This is a genomic window from Pseudomonas sp. B21-009 (genome assembly GCF_024749345.1).
GTDB lineage: Bacteria > Pseudomonadota > Gammaproteobacteria > Pseudomonadales > Pseudomonadaceae > Aquipseudomonas.
Genome location: NZ_CP087199.1, coordinates 2921640 through 2942596 on the forward strand (window position 1 = coordinate 2921640; position 20957 = coordinate 2942596).

The window sequence follows — 20957 nt, forward strand, 5'->3', positions numbered from 1 at the left end:
CCCACAGGGACTCGCTAGTACAGGCGCGCTTTGACCAGCGGCCTGATCAGATAATTGAGCACTGTGCGCTTGCCGCTGAGGATATCCACCTCGGCAACCATGCCAGGGATGATCGGCAGCACCTCATCGCCCTTCTTCAGCTGGCTGCCGTCGGTTTTGATCAGCACCTGGTAGTACGACTCTTTGCCGCGCGGGGTGTCTTCCTCGATGGTGTCGGCGCTGATCTGCTCCAGGGTGCCCTTGAGGTCGCCATAGATGGAGAAGTCGTAGGCGGTGATCTTGACCTTGGCCGGCATGCCCGGCACCAGGAAGGCCACGTCCCGCGGCTTGATTCGCGCCTCGACCAGCAGGCGCTCTTCTACCGGGATCACCTCCATGATCGCCTCGCCCGGCTGGATCACCCCGCCGCGGGTGTTGATCAGCACGGTGTTGACCCGCCCGCGCACCGGCGACAGGATCTCGGTGCGGCGCAACTGGTCCTGGCGCTGCTGGATGATCGGCTCCAGGGCGCTGAGGTCGGCCTTGCGCTGCGAGCGTTCGGTGTAGGCGTCCTGGAAGTAGGTGTTCTTCAGCTCGGTGAGCTTGCCGTTGAGGGTGGCGATGTCCTGGCTGAGTTTCAATGCCTCCATCTGGCTGACCGCGCGCTTGGCCACCAGCGGGCGCACCAGGTCGAGCTGGCTCTGGGCCAGGCGGATCTGCGCCTGGATCGAGCGGGTGTTTTCCAGCAACTTGCCGCGCCGCGACTTGAACAGCTCGCGCTCGGAGCGCGCCAACGGGCTGTCGGGGTCGACCCCGGGGCCAAACTCAATGCGTTCCTTGCCCAGCACCTCGGCATCCAGGCGGGCAATCGCCGCGCGCAGGCCGTCGGCCTGGTTGGTCGACTCCTGGACGTTGGTCAGAAAACGCGTTTCATCCAGGCGCACCAGCGGCTGGCCAACCTCCACCAGCTCGCCCTCCTTGACCAGCAGGCGGTCGAGGATGCCGCCTTCCAGGCTCTGGATCTTCTGGATGCGGCTGTACGGCACCACCCGACCATCGCCACGGGTGACCTCGTCGAGCTCGGCCCAGGCCGCCCAGGCGATAGCGATGAGGATGCAGGCCAGCAACAGCCACAACAGCGGCCGGTACACCGGGTGGGTCACCGCCAGCAGCGGGTCGGCCAGCTCGCGGCGCAGTTTCGCCGCCTTGCGCTCAGAGTCCATGTGCACCTCCTGCGGCCTGTGGGGCCTGTACCTGACTGCCCTGCACCACCTGGTCCAGCGGGCCATCCATGATCACCCGGCCCTGGCGCAGCACCACCGCGCGCTCGACCAGGGCAAGCATGCTTTTTTTGTGCGTGGTGATGATCAGGGTACGTTTGCCCAGCCATTGCTGCAGGTAGTCGATCACCTGTTTTTCGCTGGTCTGGTCGAAGGCTGCGGTGGGTTCGTCGAGCAGCAGTATTGGCGGGTCTTGCAGCAGTACCCGGGCCAGGCCCACGGCCTGGCGCTGGCCGCCAGACAAACTGGCGTTGCCCTGCAGCGGCATGTCCAGGCCCAGCGAATGGCTGCGCACGAAAGCGCCGAGGCCGACGCCGTCGAGGGTTTCCAGCAGTTCGTCATCGCTCAGGGCGGCGCTTTCGAGGTTGAGGTTGTCGCGCAGGCTGCCCTGGAACAACGCCACCTCCTGGGGCAGGTAGCCAATACCGCGCTGGCGGTCGGCCGGGTCGATCTGGCTGAGGGCGACGTCATCGAGCAGCAGGCGCCCGGCCTGGGCATCGAGCAAGCCGCTGAGCAGGCGCAGCAGGGTCGACTTGCCGGCGCCGTTGCCGCCCAGCAGCGCTACCCGCTCGCCGGCCTGGATGGTCAGTGCCTGGATGTCCACCACCGGCGGGCTGTCACCGTGGCTCAGGCGCACGCCTTCAAGGCGAAAGTGCCCGTGCAAGTGCGGCTTGTGCACGAAGCGCTTGCCCTGGGGCCGCTCCTGCTCGGCGGCCATCAACTGGTCGAGGCCTTCCATGGCCACCTTGGTGTGCTGCCAGCGCCCGAGAATGCCAGCCGCCTGGGACAGCGGCGCAATGGCTCGCGAGGCGAGGATTGAACAGGCCACCAGGGCACCGACGGTCATCGCCCCTTCGCTGATGCGGTAGACACCGAACACCACCACGCCGACATAGCACAATTGCTGGACGATGCTCGAGGCGTAGCTCAGGCTCGAGGCCAGGGCGTGGGTTTTCATTGCCGTGCTCGAAAGCTCGCCGGTCAGGGTTTCCCACTGCTGCAGGCAACGGCCTTCGGCGCGGGTGGCCTTGACCGTTTCCAGGTGCTCGAAGGCTTCCAGCAGTACGCCGTTTTTCATCGCCCCTTCGCGCAGGTTCTGCCGCGACAGATTACCCAGCAGGCGCTGGGTCAGCAGCCCCGGCAGTACCATCAGCACACAGGCGACGATCGGTACCCAGACCACCTGGCCGCCGATCAGGGCAATGATCAACAAAAAGATCAGTACGAACGGCAAGTCGCTGATCAGCGCGGCGCTGGATGAGGTGAAGAACTCGCGCACCGACTCGAACTCGCGCACCTGGGTGCTGAAGGCGCCCATGGACGCCGGCTTGGCGGCGATCCGCGTGCTCAGCACCCGCGAGAACAACAGGCTGGAGAGCTGCAGGTCGAGGCGCTTGCCCAGCACGTTGAGCAAATGCCCGCGCATGATCCGCAGCACGCCGTCGAGGACAATCGCCAGGGCCACGCCGCTGGCCAGAATCCACAGGGTGTCGAAGGCGGCGTTGGGCACCACGCGGTCATACACCTGCATGGCGAACAGCGCCGAGGCAATCGCCAGGACGTTGGCCACCAGGGCGGCGGCGGCCACTTCGGCGTAAGAACGCCAGAGCTTTTTCAGCGGGCCGAAAAACCAGTGCTCGGGCACCGCCCTGGCGTAATCCCCTACCCGCTCGTCGGCGCGAAACCGGCACTTGGCGAACACCGCCGTGCCGCTGTACAGCGCCGCCAGTTCAGCCAGGGGCAAACGCTCGCCGCCGCCATCGCTCTGCGGTACCAGCACCTGAGCGTGCTCAGCGTCGAGCTTGACCAGCACCAGGCTGCGCCCGTCGTTAAGCAGCAACAGCGCGGGCAGCAGGTAGTTGTCCATCTGCGCCAGCGGCAATTGATCGACCCGCGCGGTGATATCGGCGCGGCGCAACGCCCGGGCGACCATGCGCAGCGGCAGGCGGCCGTGCTCCAACGGCAAGCCGTCGACCAGCTCGGCATCGCCCAGCGGCCGCCCCAATTGCCGGCACAGCAACAGCAAGCCCTCGCGCAGCGGATCGTTGAGAGGGTCGTGGTTGAGCACCACGACGTTGTCGGCAATCCTGTTGTCAGCTTCCATTCAAGCGATTCTCCACCAGTGGGCCCAACAAGCCGACCTGTGCGGCCGCCCGGTACTCGATGCGTTTGCGTTCGATGTGCAGGTTGATCAGTTGCCGCTCGGCCTCGAAGCGTTCACGCTGGACGTTGAGCAGGTCGATCACATCGCGCCGGCCCACCTCGAACTGCTCGCGGTACAGCTCGCTGACCTGCGCCGACTCGGTGACCTGCTGCTGCAGCGACTTCTCCCGCCAACCCAGGGTTTCGCTGTTGTCGAACAAGGTCTGCAATTGGCGGCGGATGTCGCGCTGCATGGCATCGGCGGTAAAGCGCGCCGACTCCAGGCGTTGCTGCGCGGCGGTCGGGCGGCGGAAGTTGGACAGGCCCTGGAAGGTGTCCATGCGCAAGCGCAGGGCCACCACCGAGTCGCTTTCCGGATGCCCGCCGACTTCCCGGCGCAAGGCTGTGGCTTCGATATTCAGCTGCGGCAGCAACGACGCCTTGGCCTCGCGAACCTGGGCTTCGGCAACGTTGGCGTCTTCCAGCGCCTTGCGTTGCAAGGGCGCGTCGTGGATCACCCGGGTCAGGTCGCTTGAGGCCAGGTAGCGCTTGAGCGACGGCGGCTCGGGGTCGCTGAGGGCATCGGGTTCCTGGCCAACCAGGAGGGCGTACTGGTTGCGGGCATCCTGCAGGTTGCCCTTCTCCAGCGCCAGTTGCTCCTGGGCCCGTGCCAGTTCAAGGTTGGCGCGGTCCAGCTCGCTGCGGTCGGCATAGCCGTCGCCGCCACGGTCTTCGGTCATCTGGCGGATGCCGCCGAGGCGCTGCAGGTGCTCGCGCACCGCCTCGACCCGGCGCTCGGCCGCCAGTACATCCAGGTAGGTCTCGACGATATCCAGCGCGGCATCGTCGCGGGCCACCAACAGTGCCTGCGACAGTTTGCGCTGGGTGGCGCTGGCGCTGTCGACCTTGCTGTTGACCCGGCCCCAGTCATAGAGCATCTGCGAGGCGGTCAGGTCGTAGACCACATCGCCAAAATCGAACTCCTGCGGCCCGCCAGACACCGACACCGACGGGTAGTAGCCGCCTTTGGCAATCTCCACTTCTGTTCCGGCGCGATCGGCTTCGGCCATCGCCGAGCGCACCTCAGGGTGAATCGCCAGCCCTGCCCGGACCGCCTGGTCCAGTGGCATGGCTGGCGCAACCATCGGCAGGCCCAGCGCCAGCAGCCACAGGGCCACTTGCGCTTGCCGCCGTCCCTTGCGCGCGTACTGCATGCGCGCTGCCATCACACGACAACCTGAACCGTATTGTCCTCGACCAGCAAGATGTTGGCGCCAAAGGTGTAGACGTCGTAGTTGACGCCGTTGATCGCCTGGCTGGTCCCGGTGTTCACCGCCCCGACCACGTTCAGGGTGTCGTTGCTTTCACCGGTGATCTGCAGGGTGTTGTTGGCATCGGTAATGGCGTTGACTTCCGCTGCGGTCAGGGTCAGCACACTGCCCGAATCGCCCTTGCCCAGGTCGATACGCTCGATATTGCTCAGCGTTCCGACCCCCACCGCGTTGTAGTCCAGGTCGATGCCGTTGGCGAACAACAGGGTATCGAAGCCCGCCCCGCCGTCGATGCTGACAAAGTTGGTGGCGGTGATCTGGATGGTGTCGTTGCCGTCACCCGCCACCACATGATCACCGGTGCCGACGTTGAAGATCAGGTCGCTGCCGGCCCCACCATTGATATGCTCGGAGCTGCCGTTGGCCCCCGCCATCACGTCGTCGCCGACGGTGCCGTTGACGTCGATCTGACCAATGTTCAGCGACAGGCCGTTGGGCACCAGGGTGATGCCATAGGCAGCGCTGTCGTTGCCCTGACCATCGGTTGAGACAACGTTGAAGGAGATCTGCGAGCCAAGGTTGAGGATGTCGGTAATGTTCAGCCCCAGCTGGGTGAGGACGCTCGGGCTCAGCAGGTTCAGAGCAAAGTGCCCAGTGCCATCGGCGTTGATTGGCAGCAGTTCGACGTTCAGCACCGGGGTGATGACGCGAATCACCAGGCTGGAACCGGCCTCGGTGGTACCGCTGAAGCCAAACCTGGGGTTCAGCGGGTTGAGGCTGACATCAACCCCGAAGCCGCCGATGGTCACCGGCTGCTCGATGCTAGCGCCAATGCCGATGCTGGCGACGTTGCTGGGGTTACCGGCCGGATCGCGGCCGACCACCGAGACTTGGGCACTGAGCAGTTGGTCCCAGCTGAAGTCGATGTCCAGGTCAGTGAGCAGGTTCAGCGACGCCAGCCCGCTGTTGTCGGCGGTTACCGTTACCGTAGCGACTACCCCGCCGACGGTCAGGTTGACGGTCAGCTCGGTGCCAGGTTCGGCAGAGATGGTCAGCAGGTTGCCGACCAGCGACAGCACCGGGGTGGCCGGTGGCACGGTGTCGATGGTGAACGGTGCCGGCGTCGAGGCGGCGCCGCCGTTGATGTCGGCAGTGACGGTTGAGGCGCCCTGCGGGAACGGCCCCTGCCCGCCTGGCGGGGTCAGGGTCAAGATTACGCTGCCAGCGCTGATATCACCGGCGGTCAGGGTATGGCTGACCTCGGCCTCGTAGCCGTTCTGGCCGGCGAACTTGACGGTGACCACCTGGCCGGCCTGCATGGTCGGCCGCACCGTGACGTTGACCTGGATGCCATCGCTGATTTCGGCAGCGTTGATCCAGGTATCGGCGGCTTCCGGCACGCTGATGGTTGGCGGCGCCAGGTCCGGGGCAACGACGCTGCCCGGGCCGCTGACGTTGCCGGCCGCATCCACCGCCACCGCCGACAGCAGCTCGCCGGTAATCAGCGGCGGCGCGAACGGCAGGCTGAAGTTGCCGCTGCCATCGACGTTGACCGTGATCGGGTTGGCGCTGTCGCCGTTGACCACGATGCGCACCTGGCTGTTGGCCTCGGCGGTACCGGTGAGCAACGCGCCGTCGGCACTGATGCTCAGCACCGGCGCGCCCGGTGCCACGCTGTCGACCGTAGTGGTTGCCGGCCCGCTGTCATTTCCGGCGGCGTCCTCGGCCACGGCATTGACCACGGTGCCGTTGGCCAGCGGGCTGGCCGGGGTGAAGCTCCAGTTGCCGCTGCCATCGGCGGTGGTCTGGCCAATCGGGTTGCCGCTGCCATCGGTGAGCGTGACCTTAGCGCCGATTTCGGCAGTACCGCTGATGATTGCGCCGTTGCTCGGGTTGATCACCGGTGCGGCAGGCGCCACGGCATCCACTGTGGTGCTGGCCGGGCCGCTGTTGTTGCCGGCGGCGTCCTGGGCCACGGCATTGACCACCGTGCCGTTGGCAAGTGGCGCGCCGGGGGTGAAGCTCCAGTTGCCGCTGCCATCAGCAGTGGTTTGACCAATCGGGTTGCCGCTGCCGTCAGTAAGGATGACCTTGGCACCGATCTCGGCGGTACCGCTGATGATCGCGCCATTGCTCGGGTTGATCACCGGTGCGCCAGGCGCCACCGCGTCAATGGTAGTGCTGACCGGCCCGCTGCTGTTGCCAGCGGCATCCTGGGCCAGCGCATTGATCACGGTGCCGTTGGCAAGTGGCACGCCAGGGGTGAAGCTCCAGTTGCCGCTGCCATCCGCAGTGGTTTGACCGATCGGGTTGCCGCTGCCGTCGGTGAGAATGACCTTGGCGCCGGCTTCGGCGGTACCGACAATGATCGCGCCGTTGCTCGGCTCGATTACCGGTGCGGCCGGCGCTACGGCGTCAACCGTGGTACTGACCGGGCCGCTATTGTTGCCGGCAGCATCCTGGGCCACGGCATTGATCAGCGTGCCATTGGCCAATGGCGAGCCCGGAACAAAGCTCCAGTTGCCGCTGCCATCAGCGGTGGTTTGACCAATCGGATTGCCGCTGCCATCGGTAAGAATGACCTTGGCGCCGATTTCCGCGGTGCCGGTGATCACCGCACCATTGCTCGGGTTGATCACAGGTGTTGCAGGCGCCACGGCATCCACTGTGGTGTTGGCCGGGCCGCTGCTGTTGCCGGCAGCGTCCTGGGCCACGGCATTGACGACGGTGCCATTGGGCAACGGGCTGGCCGGGGTGAAACTCCAGTTACCACTGCCATCGGCAGTGGTTTGACCAATCGGGTTGCCGCTGCCGTCGGTAAGGATGACCTTGGCGCCCGCTTCGGCGGTGCCGCTGATCGCTGTACCATTGCTCGGATTGACCACCGGCGCGCCGGGCGCCACGGCATCAACCACCGTACTGGCCGGGCCGCTGTTGTTGCCAGCGGCGTCCTGGGCGACGGCGTTGACCACCGTGCCATTGGCCAACGGCGGCAGCGGTGTGTAGCTCCAGTTGCCGCTGCCATCGGCGCTGGTCTGACCGATCGGGTTGCCGCTGCCATCGGTGAGGATCACCGTGGCATTGGCTTCGGCAGTACCGACAACAACTGCCCCGTTGCTGGCATTGATCACCGGTGTTGCCGGTGCCACGGCATCCACCGTGGTGCTGGCCGGGCCGCTGCTGTTGCCTGCGGCGTCCTCGGCCACGGCGTTGACCACGGTGCCATCGGGCAGCGGCGTGCCTGGCACGAAGCTCCAGTTACCGCTGCCATCGGCGGTGGTTTCACCAATCGGGTTGCCACTGCCATCGGTCAGAACGACCTTGGCGCCGATTTCGGCGCTGCCGCTGATGACCACGCCGTTACTGACGTTGACCACCGGCACCGCAGGCGCCACGGCATCCACCGTGGTGCTGGCCGGGCCGCTGCTGTTGCCGGCAGCGTCCTGGGCCACGGCATTGACGACGGTGCCATTGGGCAACGGGCTGGCCGGGGTGAAGCTCCAGTTACCACTGCCATCGGCAGTGGTTTGACCAATCGGGCTGCCGCTGCCGTCGGTAAGGATGACCTTGGCACCCGCCTCGGCGGTCCCGCTGATCGCTGTACCATTGCTCGGGTTGACGACCGGTGCGCCGGGGGCCACGGCGTCGACCGTGGTGCTGCCTTGCAGGCTGGTGTTGCCGGCAGCGTCCTGGGCTACGGCATTGACCACCGTGCCGTTGGCAAGTGGCGAGCCCGGGGTGTAGCTCCAGTTGCCGCTGCCATCGGCCGTCACCTGACCAATCGGGTTGCCGCTGCCGTCGGTGAGGATAACCTTGGCACCGGCTTCAGCAGTGCCGACGATGACCGCGCCGTTACTCGGGTCGATCACCGGCGCAGCCGGGGCCACCGCGTCAATGGTAGTGCTGACCGGGCTGCTGGTGTTGCCGGCCGCGTCCTGGGCCACGGCATTGATTACCGTGCCATTGGGCAAGGGGCTGCCTGGGGTGAACGTCCAGTTGCCGCTGCCGTCGGCCGTTACCTGGCCAATCGGGTTGCCGCTGCCATCGGTAAGGATGACCTTGGCACCCATCTCGGCGGTACCGCTGATGACCGCGCCATTGCTCGGGTTGATCACCGGCGCGGCAGGCGCCACGGCATCCACCGTGGTGCTGCCCGGGCCACTGCTGTTGCCGGCAGCATCCTGGGCCACGGCGTTGATCACCGTGCCGTTGGGCAACGGGCTGGCCGGGGTGAAGCTCCAGTTGCCACTGCCATCGGCGCTGGTCTGGCCAATCGGGTTGCCGCCGCCATCGGTGAGCAGGATGGTCGCGCCGGCTTCGGCAGTACCGCTGATCTCGGCGCCGTTGCTCGGCTCGACCACCGGCGCCGCGGGCGCAACGCCATCAATCGTGGCAACCGCCGCCGCACTGTCGACCCCGCTGGGGTTGCGCGCCACGACATTGATCACGGTGCCGTCCGGCAGCGGCACACCGGGGGTGAAGCTCCAGTTGCCGCTGCCGTCGGCCGTCACCTGGCCGATCGGGTTGCCGTTGCCGTCGGTGATGATGAGGGTGTTGCCGGCATCGGCGCTGCCGCTGATGACCGAACCGTTGCTGGGGTCGATCTGCGGGATCGACGGCAACGAGGTATCCACGATAGTGCTAGCGGGCGCGCCGGTGTTGCCGGCCGCGTCGGTGGCGGTGACATTGACCACGGTGCCGTTGGGCAGTTGCGCACCGGGGGTGAACGTCCAGTTGCCGCTGCCATCGGCGGTGGTCTGGCCGATCGGGTTGCCGCTGGCGTCGGTCAGGGTAACGGTGCTGTTGGCCTCGGCGGTGCCGTTGAGGGTATTGCCGTTGCTTGGGTTGACCACCGGCGCTGGCGGCGGTACGGCATCCACCGTGGTGGTGCCCGGGCCGCTGGTATTGCCGGCCGGGTCCTGGGCCACGGCATTGATCACCACGCCGTTGACCAATGGCGCAGCAGGCGTGAACGTCCAGTTGCCGCTACCGTCGGCGGTGGTCTGGCCGATCGGATTGCCACCACCATCGGTGATGATGATCCTGGCCCCCGCTTCGGCAGTGCCGCTGATGGTGCTGCCATTGCTCGGATTGATGACCGGTGCGCCCGGGGCAACGCTGTCCACGGTGATGGCGGCCTGCAGGCCCGTGTTGCCAGTCGGATCGGTGGCGGTGGCAATCACCACGGTGCCGTTGGCCAGCGGGCTGCCCGGGGTGAAGCTCCAGTTGCCGCTGCCATCGGCGGTCACCTGGCCAATCGGGTTGCCGCTGCCATCCTTGAGGACAACCGTGGCACCGGCTTCGGCGGTGCCGCTGATGGTGGCGCCATTGCTCGGGTTGATGACCGGGGCCGCAGGCGCCGAGCTGTCGACGGTGACGCTGGCCGGTGCGCTGAGGTTGCCGGCAGCATCCTGGGCGACAACGTTGACCACGGTGCCATCGACCAGCGCCGAACCCGGGGTGTAGGTCCAGTTGCCGCTGCCGTCGGCAAAGACTTCGGCGATCGGGTTGCCGCTGCCGTCGGTGAGAATGACTTTGCTGTTGGCTTCGGCGGTGCCGCTCAGGCTGTTGCCGTTGCTCAGGTTGACCGTCGGGGCCGGCGGCGCGACGGCATCCACTACGGCAGAAGCCGGTGCGCCGGTGTTACCGGCCGGGTCGGTGGCCACCGCATTGACCACGGTGCCGTTGGGCAGCGGGCTGCCCGGGGTAAAGCTCCAGTTGCCGCTGCCGTCGGCGGTCACCTGGCCAATCGGGTTGCCGCTGCCATCGGTCAGGGTGACGGTGGCGCCGGCTTCGGCGGTACCACTGATGACGCTGCCATTGCTCGGGTTGAGTAGCGGCGCGCCCGGAGCGACGCTGTCTACCGTGGTCGCCGCTGGAGCACCGGTGTTGCCGGTCGGGTCGGTGGCCGTGGCCACCACTACCGTACCGTTGGGCAACGGGCTGCCCGGGGTGAAGCTCCAGTTGCCGCTGCCGTCGGCCGTGACCTGGCCGATCGGGTTGCCGCTGCCATCCTTGAGCAGCACCGTGGCGCCGGCTTCGGCGGTGCCGCTGATGACGCTACCATTGCTCGGGTTGAGTACCGGAGCCGCAGGTGCCGAGCTGTCGACGCTTACGCTCGCCGGCGGGCTACTGTTACCTGCCGCGTCCTGGGCGAGCACATTGATTACCGTGCCATCGGCGATTGGCGTGCCCGGGGTGTAACTCCAGTTACCGCTGCCATCGGCGGTCACCTCGGCAATCGGGTTGCCGTTGCCATCGCTGATGATCACCTTGCTGTTGGCTTCGGCGGTGCCACTGAGGCTGCTGCCATTGCTCGGATTGATGGTCGGCGCCAGTGGCGCGACGGCATCGACAGTGACGCTGGCCGGGCCGCTGCTGTTGCCTGCGGCGTCCTGGGCCACGGCATTGATCACGCTGCCATCGGGCAACGCGGCGCCCGGAGTAAAGCTCCAGTTGCCGCTGCCGTCGGCAGTGGTTTCACCAATGGGGTTACCACTGCCGTCGCTGAGAATGACCTTGGCACCGGCTTCGGCAGTACCGCTGATGACCGCGCCATTGCTCGGATTGACCTGCGGTGCGGCCGGTGCCTGGGCATCGACGACAGTACCGCCGGGGGCGCTGGTGTTGCCGCTGGCGTCGGTGGCGGTGACGTTGACCACGGTGCCGTCGGGCAACGGGCTGCCCGGGGTGAAACTCCAGTTGCCGCTGCCGTCGGCGCTGGTTTGACCAATCGGGTTACCACTGCCGTCGGTCAGGATGACGGTCGAACCGGGTTCGGCAGTACCGCTGATGACACCGCCATTGCTCGGGTTGACCACGGGCGCCGCGGGCGCTACAGCGTCGACGCTGACCGTTGCCGGCGCGCTGGTGTTGCCCGCCGCATCCTGGCTGACCACACTGACCACGGTGCCATCGGCAATTGGCGTGCTGGGGGTGTAGCTCCAGTTGCCACTGCCATCGGCGCTGGTCTGGCCGATGGGATTGCCGTTACCGTCGCGGATGATCACCGTGCTGCCTGGCTCGGCGCTGCCGCTAAGCTCGCTGCCATTGCTCGGGTTGACCGTCGGTGCGCCAGGCGCTACGCCGTCGACGGTGGCGCTGGCCGGGCCACTGATGTTGCCGGCGGCATCCTGGGCCACGGCATTGACCACGGTGCCATCGGGCAACGGCGTGGCCGGGGTGAAACTCCAATTGCCGTTGGCATCGGCAGTGGCCTGGCCGATCGGGTTGCCGCTGCCGTCAGTCAGGGTGATGGTCGCCCCGGCTTCGGCGCTACCGCTGATCTCGCTACCGTTGCTCGGGTTGATCTGCGGCGCAGCCGGCGCCACGCCGTCGACGGTGATCGACGCCGGCGGGCTGCTGTGGCCGCTGGCATCCTGGGCCACCACAGTGACCACGGTGCCATCGGCCAGCGCCGTGCCTGGCGTAAAGCTCCAGTTGCCATTGCCGTCGGCGACCGTCTGGCCGATCGGGTTGCCATTACCGTCGGTGATCACCAGGGTTACGCCGGGCTCGGCAGTACCCGACAGTTCGCTGCCATTGCTGGCATTGACCTGGGGTGCATCCGGGTAATCGGGGGCCTGTACGCTGACGCCCGGGCTGCTGTTGCCGGCAGGGTCAGTGACCACCACGGTGACGGTCTGGCCATCGGTCAGCGGTGGATCAAGCGGCACCTGGAAGCTGCCATCGCTGCCGATCACCGCCGTGACATCCGGCTGGCCATCGCCATTGGTGTCGACACCAACGCTGGCACCGGGCTCGCCATTGCCGCTGACGCTGCTGCCGTCGGGCGCCACTTCGACATCCGTGGGCGCCGCCGGGGCGGTGGTGTCCGGTGCGCTGGCCTGGGCTGGCGGGCTGCTGTTGCCGGACGGGTCGGTGATCACCACGGTCACCGTCTGGCCATTGGTCAGCGGTGGGTTAAGCGGCACCTGGAAGCTGCCGTCAGGGCCGATAATCACCGTGATGTCGGGATGGCCGTCGCCATCGGTGTCGATGCCCGCCGTGGCTCCCGGCTCGCCCTTGCCACTGACCAGGGTACCATCGGGGGAGACTTGCAGATCGCTTGCCGGCGCCGGTGCGGTGGTGTCCGGTGCGGTGATCTGGGTCGGCGGGCTGCTGTTGCCGGACGGGTCGGTGACCACCACGGTCACCGTTTCACCGTTGGTCAGTGGCGGGTTCAACGGTACCTGGAAGCTGCCATCGGCGCCGACCACCACGGTTGCATCAGGCTTGCCGTCGCCGTTAGTGTCGATGCCGACGGTAGCGCCCGGCTCGGCCTTGCCGCTCACCGAACTGCCGTCGGTGGCCACCTGCAACCCCGACGCTGCACCCGGCGCGGTGGTATCCACCGGTGGGGTTTCACTGCCGCCGCCACCACCACCGCCGCCACCGCCACTGTTCGACACCGCAACGCCCGCACCAATCACCGCCGCGCCCGCCAGCAGCATCCCCCCTACCCCCAGGCCGCCTGCGGTCGCACCGGCACCGGCGCCCCCGGCAGCGGTCAGCGAGTCAAAGCCTGCAGCGCTTTCCTGGGCGACATAGGTGGCCGCCAGGATGCCCTCTGCGGCAACCGGCGGCAGGCTAACCGCCACCAACTTGCCTTCATGGACCAGGAACAGCTCACTGGGTGGCTGGCCTTCGGCATAGAAATTGGCAATACGGACGCTCTCGCCGTTCTTGAGCTGCACCACCAGGTCGGCATCGCTTTTCGAATAGCTGGCAACCGCCTCGGGATCGATGTCGAGGGCGATTTCGCTGCTTTCGGTAAGTTTCAGGATGCCGTTGGTAGGGATTTCAGTGACAGCGGCGGACGAGACATTTTGATTGAGGGGGGAAACCTGCGCCTGGATCGACATGCTAGACAGTCCTTTTGCCCATAGATGACCGAAGGGGTCACACTGCTGCCTGAAGAAATAGCAGTTCTGGGAAAAAAAACGATTCTGGCTTTAGGCTTAATACCTAAGCGCACTTAAACGTTTTTGGCGTTAGTCCAAAAGGCTTGCAGCGCCCTTGCAGTTGCGAAAAAAACGGCGATTGACGACACTGCAAAGCCACCTTCAATAGCCTTCGCCATGTCAGTTACCCTGCGCCTTGCCCGCGTCGAAGACGCGCAACTGCTACCCGCCGTCGAACGTTCTGCCGCCCGGTTTTTTGCCGATCAGCCAGGTCTTGAGTGGATTGCCACGGGGCCGGTGATGAGCAGCGACGAGCACCGCCAGTTCATCGACCAGGGCCATGAGTGGGTGCTGGCCGACGCCGACGACGTGCCGCAGGGGTTCCTCTGCGCGCAACCCGCAGGCCGCGACCTGTTCATTCATGAACTCTCGGTTGCGCAATCTGCGCAAGGTCAGGGCTATGGCCGCCGGTTGATCGGCGCCGCCGCTGACTGGGCCCGCGAACACGGCTTCGAAGCCCTGAGCCTGACCACCTTTGCCTGCGTTCCCTGGAACGCGCCCTTCTATGCCCGCCTGGGCTTCGAGACACTCGCTGAACAGCAACTGAGCCAGGCTTTGCACCAACAGTTGAACCGCGAACAACTGCAGGGACTGATCGGCCGCTGCGCCATGCGCATGAAACTTCAGCCGTTGTCCTGAGGCTGTTCGCGGGCACGCTCGGCCTGGCGCAACTGTGCTTCCTGCTTGCCGATCAGCTGCAGCTGGCGGCGCAATTCCGACACCCGTTCGGCCAGGCTCAAGGCCAGGTCCTGGTTCTGCTTCTCCAGCTCATCGCGTGAACCGCTGAGCTGCGCAAGCTTGACCTCCAGGCCGTGAATTTTCGCCTGCTGGCGATCGCCCTGGGTCTTGAGGCCGCGCTGGGCTTCTTTGAGGGTGCGAACCTGCACCAGCAGGCCTTCGTTGTCGCGGTTAAGGCGGGTCAGTTCGTCTTGCTTGACGATCAGGCTCTGCTGCAACTGGCGCACTTCCACCTGCAGCAACTGTACCTGCGCCTCGTGCCGGCGTTGATCCTGGTCGCGCTGTTCGCGGCTGGCGTTGCGGTAATGCTCAAGGGCATCGCGGGCATGCTGGTGCTTGTCTTCCAGCGAGCGGACCTGCTCGTCCTTATCGGCCAGGCGCAGGTTCAGTTCGCCCACCGCCTGGTTGAGGGTGGCGTTGCGGGTCTGCTCGCTTTGCAAGCTGGTGCGGGCGGTGGCCAGGGCCTCTGACTCGCTGGCCAGCGCCGCCGTCTGGATCTCATGTTGCTGTTGCAAGGCGGCCAGCGCCTGCTGGCTGATCTGCACCTGCGCCAGCAGGGTCTGGCGCTCTTGTTCAAAGGCACTACGGGCAAAGTCGATACGCGCCTCAGCCTCCTCCTGCAGCTGCGCGGCCAGTTGCTCGACCACTGCCGCCAGCGCATCGCTGAGGTTTGCCGTGCTGGCGGGTGCCGCCGGTTGCAGGCTTTCCAGCTCTTTGAGGTAACGATGAATGGTGGTTTTCGAGCCGGTATTACCCAGCTCGATACGTACGGCATCGATACTCGGATGCTCGCCCCGGGCCAGCAGCGCCTGCCGCGCCTTGTGCACTAATGCCTTGTTGATACCGCCACGGGCCATGCCAGCTCCTACTATTTCGTACTGTGATACGTACCATGTATTTACATACTATCCTATTGATCTTCCTCACGCTCAAACAATCAAGTTCTGAGATAAAATAATCACGGCTTATCGCATGTGAAACGCTAGAATGGCGGGTAAATGTGCCCAGAGCGGTACGCCTGGCGGGAACGCGGCAATGAACACGATCGAGCGCTACCTGCAGGCCGCAGTGCGCGATAACACCCGACGCAGTTACCAGGCTGCGGTCGAGCACTTCGAAGTGAGCTGGGGAGGCTTTCTGCCGGCCACCGCCGACAGCATCGTCCGCTACCTGGCCGAGCATGCGCACAGCCACTCGATCAGCACCCTCAAGCAGCGCCTGGCAGCGCTGGGGCAATGGCATGTCAGCCAGGGCTTTCCCGACCCGACCAAGGCACCGATGGTGCGCCAGTTGCTCAAGGGCATCCGCACCCTGCACCCGGCCGAACCCAAACAGGCGGCGCCGCTGTTGATCCAGCACCTGCAAACTGCCGTTGGCGTACTTGAGCAAGAAGCCGCCCAGGCCCGCGCCGGGCACGATTTGCCGGCACTGTTGCGCGCCAGCCGCGACAAGGCCTTGCTGTTGATCGGGTTCTGGCGCGGGTTTCGCGGCGATGAACTGGCGCGCCTGCAGGTCGAGCATATCCAGGCCCAGGCGGGTATCGGCCTGTCGATCTACCTGCCGCGCAGCAAGGGCGACCGCCAGGCGCTGGGCGTGCGCCATCGGACGCCGGCACTCAAAGTGTTGTGCCCGGTCCAGGCTTACCTGCAATGGCTTGAAGTGGCAGGCATTGCCCGCGGCCCGGTGTTTCGCAAACTCGACCGCTGGGGCAACCTCGGCGAACAGCCGCTCAACAGCAACAGCCTGATCGGCTTGTTGCGGCGCATCCTCGAACGCGCAGGCGTACCGGCAGCGTTATATACTGGGCACTCGCTGCGCCGCGGCTTTGCCACCTGGGCCACCAGCAATGGCTGGGAGCTCAAGGCGTTGATGAGCCATGTCGGCTGGAAAGACGCCAAGTCGGCGCTGCGCTATATCGATGCGTCGGTGTCGTTTGGCGAGCTGGCGCTGCTCGACGGCAGCGCCCCGGGGCAACTGACGGATCAGTCCTGAAGCGGGCGCTGCATCTTGACGATCTCGATCACCGCGCGACTGTTGCCGCGGCTGAAGGTGCCGTTGCCGATAGGCACAAAGCCGTTGGCTTGATAAAAGCCCTGAGCATTGCGCGTGGCTTCCAGGTAAACGCTGCTGGCCTTCGTCGCGCGGATGCGCTCGATCGCCAGGTTCAGCAGTCGCCCACCAATGCCCTGCCCGGCACCCGCACCGCAGACAAACAGCTTGCTGAGTTCAAAGCCGTCGATCTCGACGAAGCCGAGAATGCTCCCGGCTTGCGCGACCCACAGGTTGCCCTGCTCGATGGCCGGCAGATAAGTCGCCGGTGAGCGGCCATCGAGCCACATTTGAATCTGCTCGACGCTGTAATGCTCGCCACACTGAGACTCGACCGAGTCCTTGTGCACGTTGAAAATGGCCTGCGCATCGGCGGCCCTGGCCTGGCGAAGTACAATCGCGCTCATCTACCCGCTCCCTGCTTTTATGTGGACTGCCTGGCGTATCAGTTTCGCGTATTGCACAGTGTGCCAGGCTTGAGGTGGGCAACGAAGTTGCACGGACGATGGCGGGCATCCAGTTGCTCGGCGAGGATACCTTCCCAGGCAGTGCGGCAGGCGCCAGTGGAGCCCGGCAAGCAGCAGACCAGGGTGCCATTGGCAAGGCCGGCCAGGGCACGGGTCTGCACGGTGGAAGTGCCGATATCGAGGATCGACAAGGCGCGGAACAACTCGCCAAAGCCATCGATGTGCTTGTCGAACAGGCAGGCCACAGCTTCCGGGGTGCTGTCGCGCCCGGTAAAGCCGGTGCCGCCGGTGATCAGCACCACCTGCACGTCGTCCTCGGCAATCCAGCCGGCGACCTGGGCGCGAATCTTGTACAGGTCATCCTTGAGCAGCACCCGCTCGACCAGGCGGTGGCCCATCTCCACCGCGCGGCTGGCCAGCAGCTCGCCGGAGGTGTCGGTGTCGAAGCTGCGGGTGTCGCTGACAGTCAGCACGGCGATGTTCAGCGGCACGAACACCGCATCCAGTTTGATACTCATGCACAGCCCCTTGGCAGCAGTCAGGAAGTTGCGGCCAACGCTAGAGGCAAACACCATTAGCGTCCAATCGATAGATCCGACCGGCTTATCGAGGTGGTCTATCGTCTATTGATCAAGCGCCTCTATCAGCCGGTCACTAATGCCCATTGGACGGCCCGGGGGCATTGCTTTACCGTTTTGCCACCCGCCCTACTGACTTGCCAGGCTGCGCCATGGATATCAAACAACTGAAGTTTCTGCTCGCCCTGGACCAGACCCGCCACTTCGGCCAGGCCGCCGCGCTGTGCCATATCACCCAGCCGACCCTGTCGATGCGCCTGCGTAACCTTGAGGACGAACTGAACCTGGTGCTGGTAACCCGTGGCCAGCGTTTCGAAGGCTTTACCGAGGCCGGCGAGCGCATCCTGGCCTGGGCTCGCACCCTGCTGGCCGCCTATGACGGCCTGCAGGCTGAAGCCGCCAGTTGCCGCGGGCAGATCGTCGGCAGCCTGCGCCTGGGCATGGTGCCGCTGTCGAGCTTCAACCCCATGCAGTTTCTCCAGCCCCTGGCCCAGCGCTATCCGGAGCTGCAGTTCCAGCTGTCGTCCTTGAGCTCCGAACAGATCACCGATGGCCTGAGCCGTAACCAGCTGGACCTGGGTATCTGCTATCTGGACCAGATCAACAGCGCCTATTTCGAAGTGATCGAACTGGGCACCACGCGCATGGGCCTGCTGTATGACGTGCGCCATTTTCAGTTCGAGCAGGCTGAACTGCCCTGGGAAGCGGTCAGCGCCGTGCCGCTGGGGCTGTTGAGCAAGGGCATGCACTATCGCCAGTCGGTCGACCTGAGCTTTCGCAGCCGCGGCCTGCAGCCCCATGCGGTGCTCGAAAGCGACTCCAGCTACCAGTTGATCCAGGCCGTGTGCGCCGGGATGTGCTGCGCGATCATGCCGCTCGATTACGGCCTCGAAGGCCTCAGCGAGCACCTGCATATCGTGCCGATCAGTGCTGCCAGCGTGCATGCACCGATCGGCTTGCTGCTGCGGCGTACCGAGCCGCGTTCGGCCATCGCCGAGAAGTGTTTTGCCGAAGTTCGATCACTGCTCGACAGTGAATTGAAACCGGCATGAGCACTAGCCCGGGGTGCGCTCGGCCAGGTCTTCGAGCAGCTCGGCCGACGGCACGAAGAACAGGCCGCCGGTGACCGCGTTGCTGAAGTCCAGCAAGCGGTCGTAATTGCCTGCCGGGCGACCGACGAACATGTTCTCGAGCATCTGCTCGATCGGCGCCGGCGAGCGCGCATAACCAATGAAGTAAGTGCCGAACTCACCGGCGCCGGGGCGGCCGAACGGCATGTTGTCGCGCAGGATCTTCAGCTCTTCGCCGTTCGCGTCGGTGATGGTGGTCAGTGCGCTGTGGGAGTTGCTGGGTTTGGCTTCGTCACCCAGCTCGATGTCCGACAGCTTGGTGCGGCCGATCACCCGTTCCTGCGCCTCGACCGGCAACGCGTTCCAGGCGCTCATGTTGTGCAGGTATTTTTGCACCAGCACGTAGCTGCCGCCGCTGAAGGCCGGGTCTTCGTCGCCGACCAGGGTGAATTTGGGCACCTGGCGGCCGACCGGGTTCTCGGTGCCATCGACGAAGCCGATGATGCTGCGCATGTCGAAGTAACGAAAGCCCTGCACTTCATCCACCACCTTGACCGCATCGCCCAGGGCCGTGATCAGTTGGCTGGCCAGTTCGAAGCACAGGTCCATCTGCTCGGCGCGGATGTGCAAGAGGATATCGCCGGGGGTCGCCGGCGCGCGACGCCCATCGACGCCAAACTCGCGGAACGGGTGCAAGGCCTGTGGCCGTGGCCCGCCGAACAGCTGGTCCCAGGCACTGGAGGCAAAGCCGCAGACGCACGACAGGTTGCCAGCCGGCACGCGCTTGCCCACTGAGCGGGTCAGGCCGGCGATATCGGCGCACCACTCACGCACGGTTTGCAGTGCCTCACTGCCTGGGGCCAGGGTGGCGACCATGAAAATCGCGCTGCTGGTGATCGGAATGCCCACCGCCTGGGGTTCGGGAATATCGTTGTTCATGGCTGCCTGCACACGGGTCAAAGCCAGCAGCCTAGCAGATCGGCAGCGGCTATGGCGTGACCTGGTAACCCTTGTTCTGCAGGCAGCTGGTATAGGCCGAAGCGCTGCTGGCCTCATTGCTGCGCCGGTCCTGCCGACGCTCCTGGCGCTGGCGGGCGCCACCGACAACCGCGCCGGCAGCGGCGGTTTCACCGGCACGGTTCTGCCGGTATTGCTGTTTGACGTCATCATCGACACGGTCGTAGACCTCATCATGCTGGCGTCCCCGTACCTCGGCGCCCGCGGCGCCGGCGGCCGCACCCACGGCAGCTCCGCGCACCCGCCCACCGACATGGGCATCACTGCTGGCGGAACTGGCGGCGACGTTATGGCAATCGTTGATATCGACCTGCACCTGCTGGGCGCTCTGGCCCTTGAGCGGCACCACGGTTTCGGCCCAGCCCTGCGCACATACAGTCGATAACGCCAGGCACAGGCCAATGGAGGACAACCTGTTCATGATGGACTCCGGGATCGGACAGTAGCAACAGTGTAGCTGGCCTGTAGACGCTGGCTCGCCAGCGATGAGGCCAGCACATCAGGTCACACCGGTTCCTCGACCTTGAGTACCTCGCCACGCTCTTCCAGCAGTTGCACGAAGGTCCTCAAGCTGCGCGATACCGTGCCGCGCCGCCACACCAGCCAGGTGCGCAGGTAGCGAAAGCGCTGGGACAGCGGCCAGACACTGACCGTGCTGCAGCCGGGCATGCTTTCGAGCATGCTGCGCGGCATCAGCGCCAGACCGGCGCCGGCGCTGACGCAGGCAAGCATGCCGTGGTACGACTCCATCTCAATGATCTTGCCCGGCACCGCCTGGTCCTGGGCAAACCAGTTCTCGAAGTGATGACGGTATGAGCAGTTGGCGCGAAAGGCGTAGATGGTCATGCCGTTGACCTCCCCAGCGCGGGTGATCGGCGTGTGGTTGAGCGGTGCGATCAGCACCATCTCTTCGACGAACACCGGCACCCCCTCGAGCGCCGGGTGCAACACCGGGCCGTCGACGAAGGCGGCGCTCAGGCGCCCGGCCAGCACGCCGTCGATCATCGCCCCGGACGGCCCGGTGGTAAGGTCCAGTTCGACCTTGGCATAGGCCTGGTTGTAAGCCGCCAGCAGCGTCGGAATGCGCACCGCGGCGGTGCTTTCCAGCGAGCCGAGGGCGAAGGCGCCTTGCGGCTCGTCACCCGCCACGGTCAGCCGCGCCTCGGCCACCAGGTCGAGAATACGCCGGGCATAGTCGAGAAAATTCCAGCCCGCCGGCGACAGGCGCAAACGGCTTTTTTCGCGGATGAACAGCTCGGCACCCAGCTCCTGTTCCAACTGCTTGATCCGCGTGGTCAGGTTCGACGGCACCCGATGGATGTGCTGGGCCGCGGCACTGATGCTGCCCTGCTCGGCCACCGCCTTGAACATCTCCAGTTGCACCAGATCCATAGTCATTCTCT

The 20957-nt window shown here is 65.6% G+C and carries 13 protein-coding genes; 3 read left to right on the forward strand and 10 right to left on the reverse strand.

Going from position 1 to position 20957, the window contains the following annotated elements:
- Window positions 1-14 precede the first annotated feature (14 nt).
- From LOY34_RS13305 to LOY34_RS13320, 4 genes are read right to left on the reverse strand one after another with little or no spacing between them, the layout of a single operon-like run.
- Window positions 15-1202, reverse strand: coding sequence for an HlyD family efflux transporter periplasmic adaptor subunit (locus LOY34_RS13305; protein WP_195884100.1), 1188 nt, complete (start codon window positions 1200-1202; stop codon window positions 15-17).
- A complete protein-coding gene (locus tag LOY34_RS13310; RefSeq protein WP_045200945.1) occupies window positions 1192-3363 on the reverse strand; it encodes a type I secretion system permease/ATPase in 2172 nt (723 codons plus the stop codon). The genes LOY34_RS13305 and LOY34_RS13310 overlap by 11 nt, the downstream gene beginning before the upstream one ends.
- Entirely contained in the window at window positions 3353-4627 is a 1275-nt protein-coding gene (locus LOY34_RS13315; RefSeq protein ID WP_258665064.1) for a TolC family protein, read from the reverse strand. Before LOY34_RS13315 ends, LOY34_RS13310 begins: the two co-directional genes overlap by 11 nt.
- The gene (locus LOY34_RS13320; protein WP_258665066.1) at window positions 4627-13536 is read right to left on the reverse strand and encodes an Ig-like domain-containing protein; all 8910 of its coding nucleotides are present in this window, start codon (window positions 13534-13536) and stop codon (window positions 4627-4629) included. The genes LOY34_RS13315 and LOY34_RS13320 overlap by 1 nt, the downstream gene beginning before the upstream one ends.
- Before the next feature lie 216 nt (window positions 13537-13752).
- Between LOY34_RS13320 and LOY34_RS13325 the strand changes: the two genes are divergently transcribed.
- On the forward strand, window positions 13753-14274 hold the full coding sequence (locus LOY34_RS13325; protein WP_258665068.1) for a GNAT family N-acetyltransferase: 522 nt from the start codon (window positions 13753-13755) through the stop codon (window positions 14272-14274).
- On the opposite strand, the gene LOY34_RS13330 is transcribed toward LOY34_RS13325, so the two are convergent.
- Window positions 14259-15230, reverse strand: a complete 972-nt coding sequence (locus tag LOY34_RS13330) for a DNA-binding protein (protein WP_195884104.1) — start codon at window positions 15228-15230, stop codon at window positions 14259-14261. The two genes, LOY34_RS13325 and LOY34_RS13330, sit on opposite strands and share 16 nt — an antisense overlap.
- 178 nt (window positions 15231-15408) lie before the next feature.
- Between LOY34_RS13330 and LOY34_RS13335 the strand changes: the two genes are divergently transcribed.
- Window positions 15409-16365 carry a site-specific integrase gene (locus LOY34_RS13335; RefSeq protein WP_195884105.1) on the forward strand — a complete coding sequence of 319 codons (957 nt, stop codon included), beginning with the start codon at window positions 15409-15411 and terminating at the stop codon, window positions 16363-16365.
- On the opposite strand, the gene LOY34_RS13340 is transcribed toward LOY34_RS13335, so the two are convergent.
- Complete coding sequence (locus LOY34_RS13340) at window positions 16356-16829, reverse strand: GNAT family N-acetyltransferase (protein ID WP_195884106.1); 474 nt, start codon at window positions 16827-16829, stop codon at window positions 16356-16358. The genes LOY34_RS13335 and LOY34_RS13340 overlap by 10 nt on opposite strands.
- Before the next feature lie 38 nt (window positions 16830-16867).
- Window positions 16868-17407, reverse strand: a complete 540-nt coding sequence (gene moaB, locus LOY34_RS13345) for a molybdenum cofactor biosynthesis protein B (protein WP_123566881.1) — start codon at window positions 17405-17407, stop codon at window positions 16868-16870.
- Between the two features lie 212 nt (window positions 17408-17619).
- Here moaB and LOY34_RS13350 point away from each other — a divergent pair, with 212 nt between their 5' ends.
- Entirely contained in the window at window positions 17620-18519 is a 900-nt protein-coding gene (locus LOY34_RS13350; RefSeq protein ID WP_195884107.1) for a LysR family transcriptional regulator, read from the forward strand.
- A 3-nt stretch (window positions 18520-18522) separates the two neighbouring features.
- Here LOY34_RS13350 and LOY34_RS13355 read toward each other — a convergent pair whose 3' ends face one another.
- From LOY34_RS13355 to ptrR, 3 genes are all read right to left on the reverse strand, one after another.
- Window positions 18523-19476 (reverse strand): Dyp-type peroxidase, encoded by a 954-nt coding sequence (locus tag LOY34_RS13355; protein ID WP_258665071.1) that lies wholly within the window; start codon window positions 19474-19476, stop codon window positions 18523-18525.
- Between the two features lie 49 nt (window positions 19477-19525).
- A complete protein-coding gene (locus tag LOY34_RS13360; RefSeq protein WP_195884108.1) occupies window positions 19526-19975 on the reverse strand; it encodes a YMGG-like glycine zipper-containing protein in 450 nt (149 codons plus the stop codon).
- 83 nt (window positions 19976-20058) lie between these two features.
- Complete coding sequence (gene ptrR, locus LOY34_RS13365; protein ID WP_093382780.1) at window positions 20059-20946, reverse strand: putrescine utilization regulator PtrR; 888 nt, start codon at window positions 20944-20946, stop codon at window positions 20059-20061.
- Window positions 20947-20957: the final 11 nt, after the last annotated feature.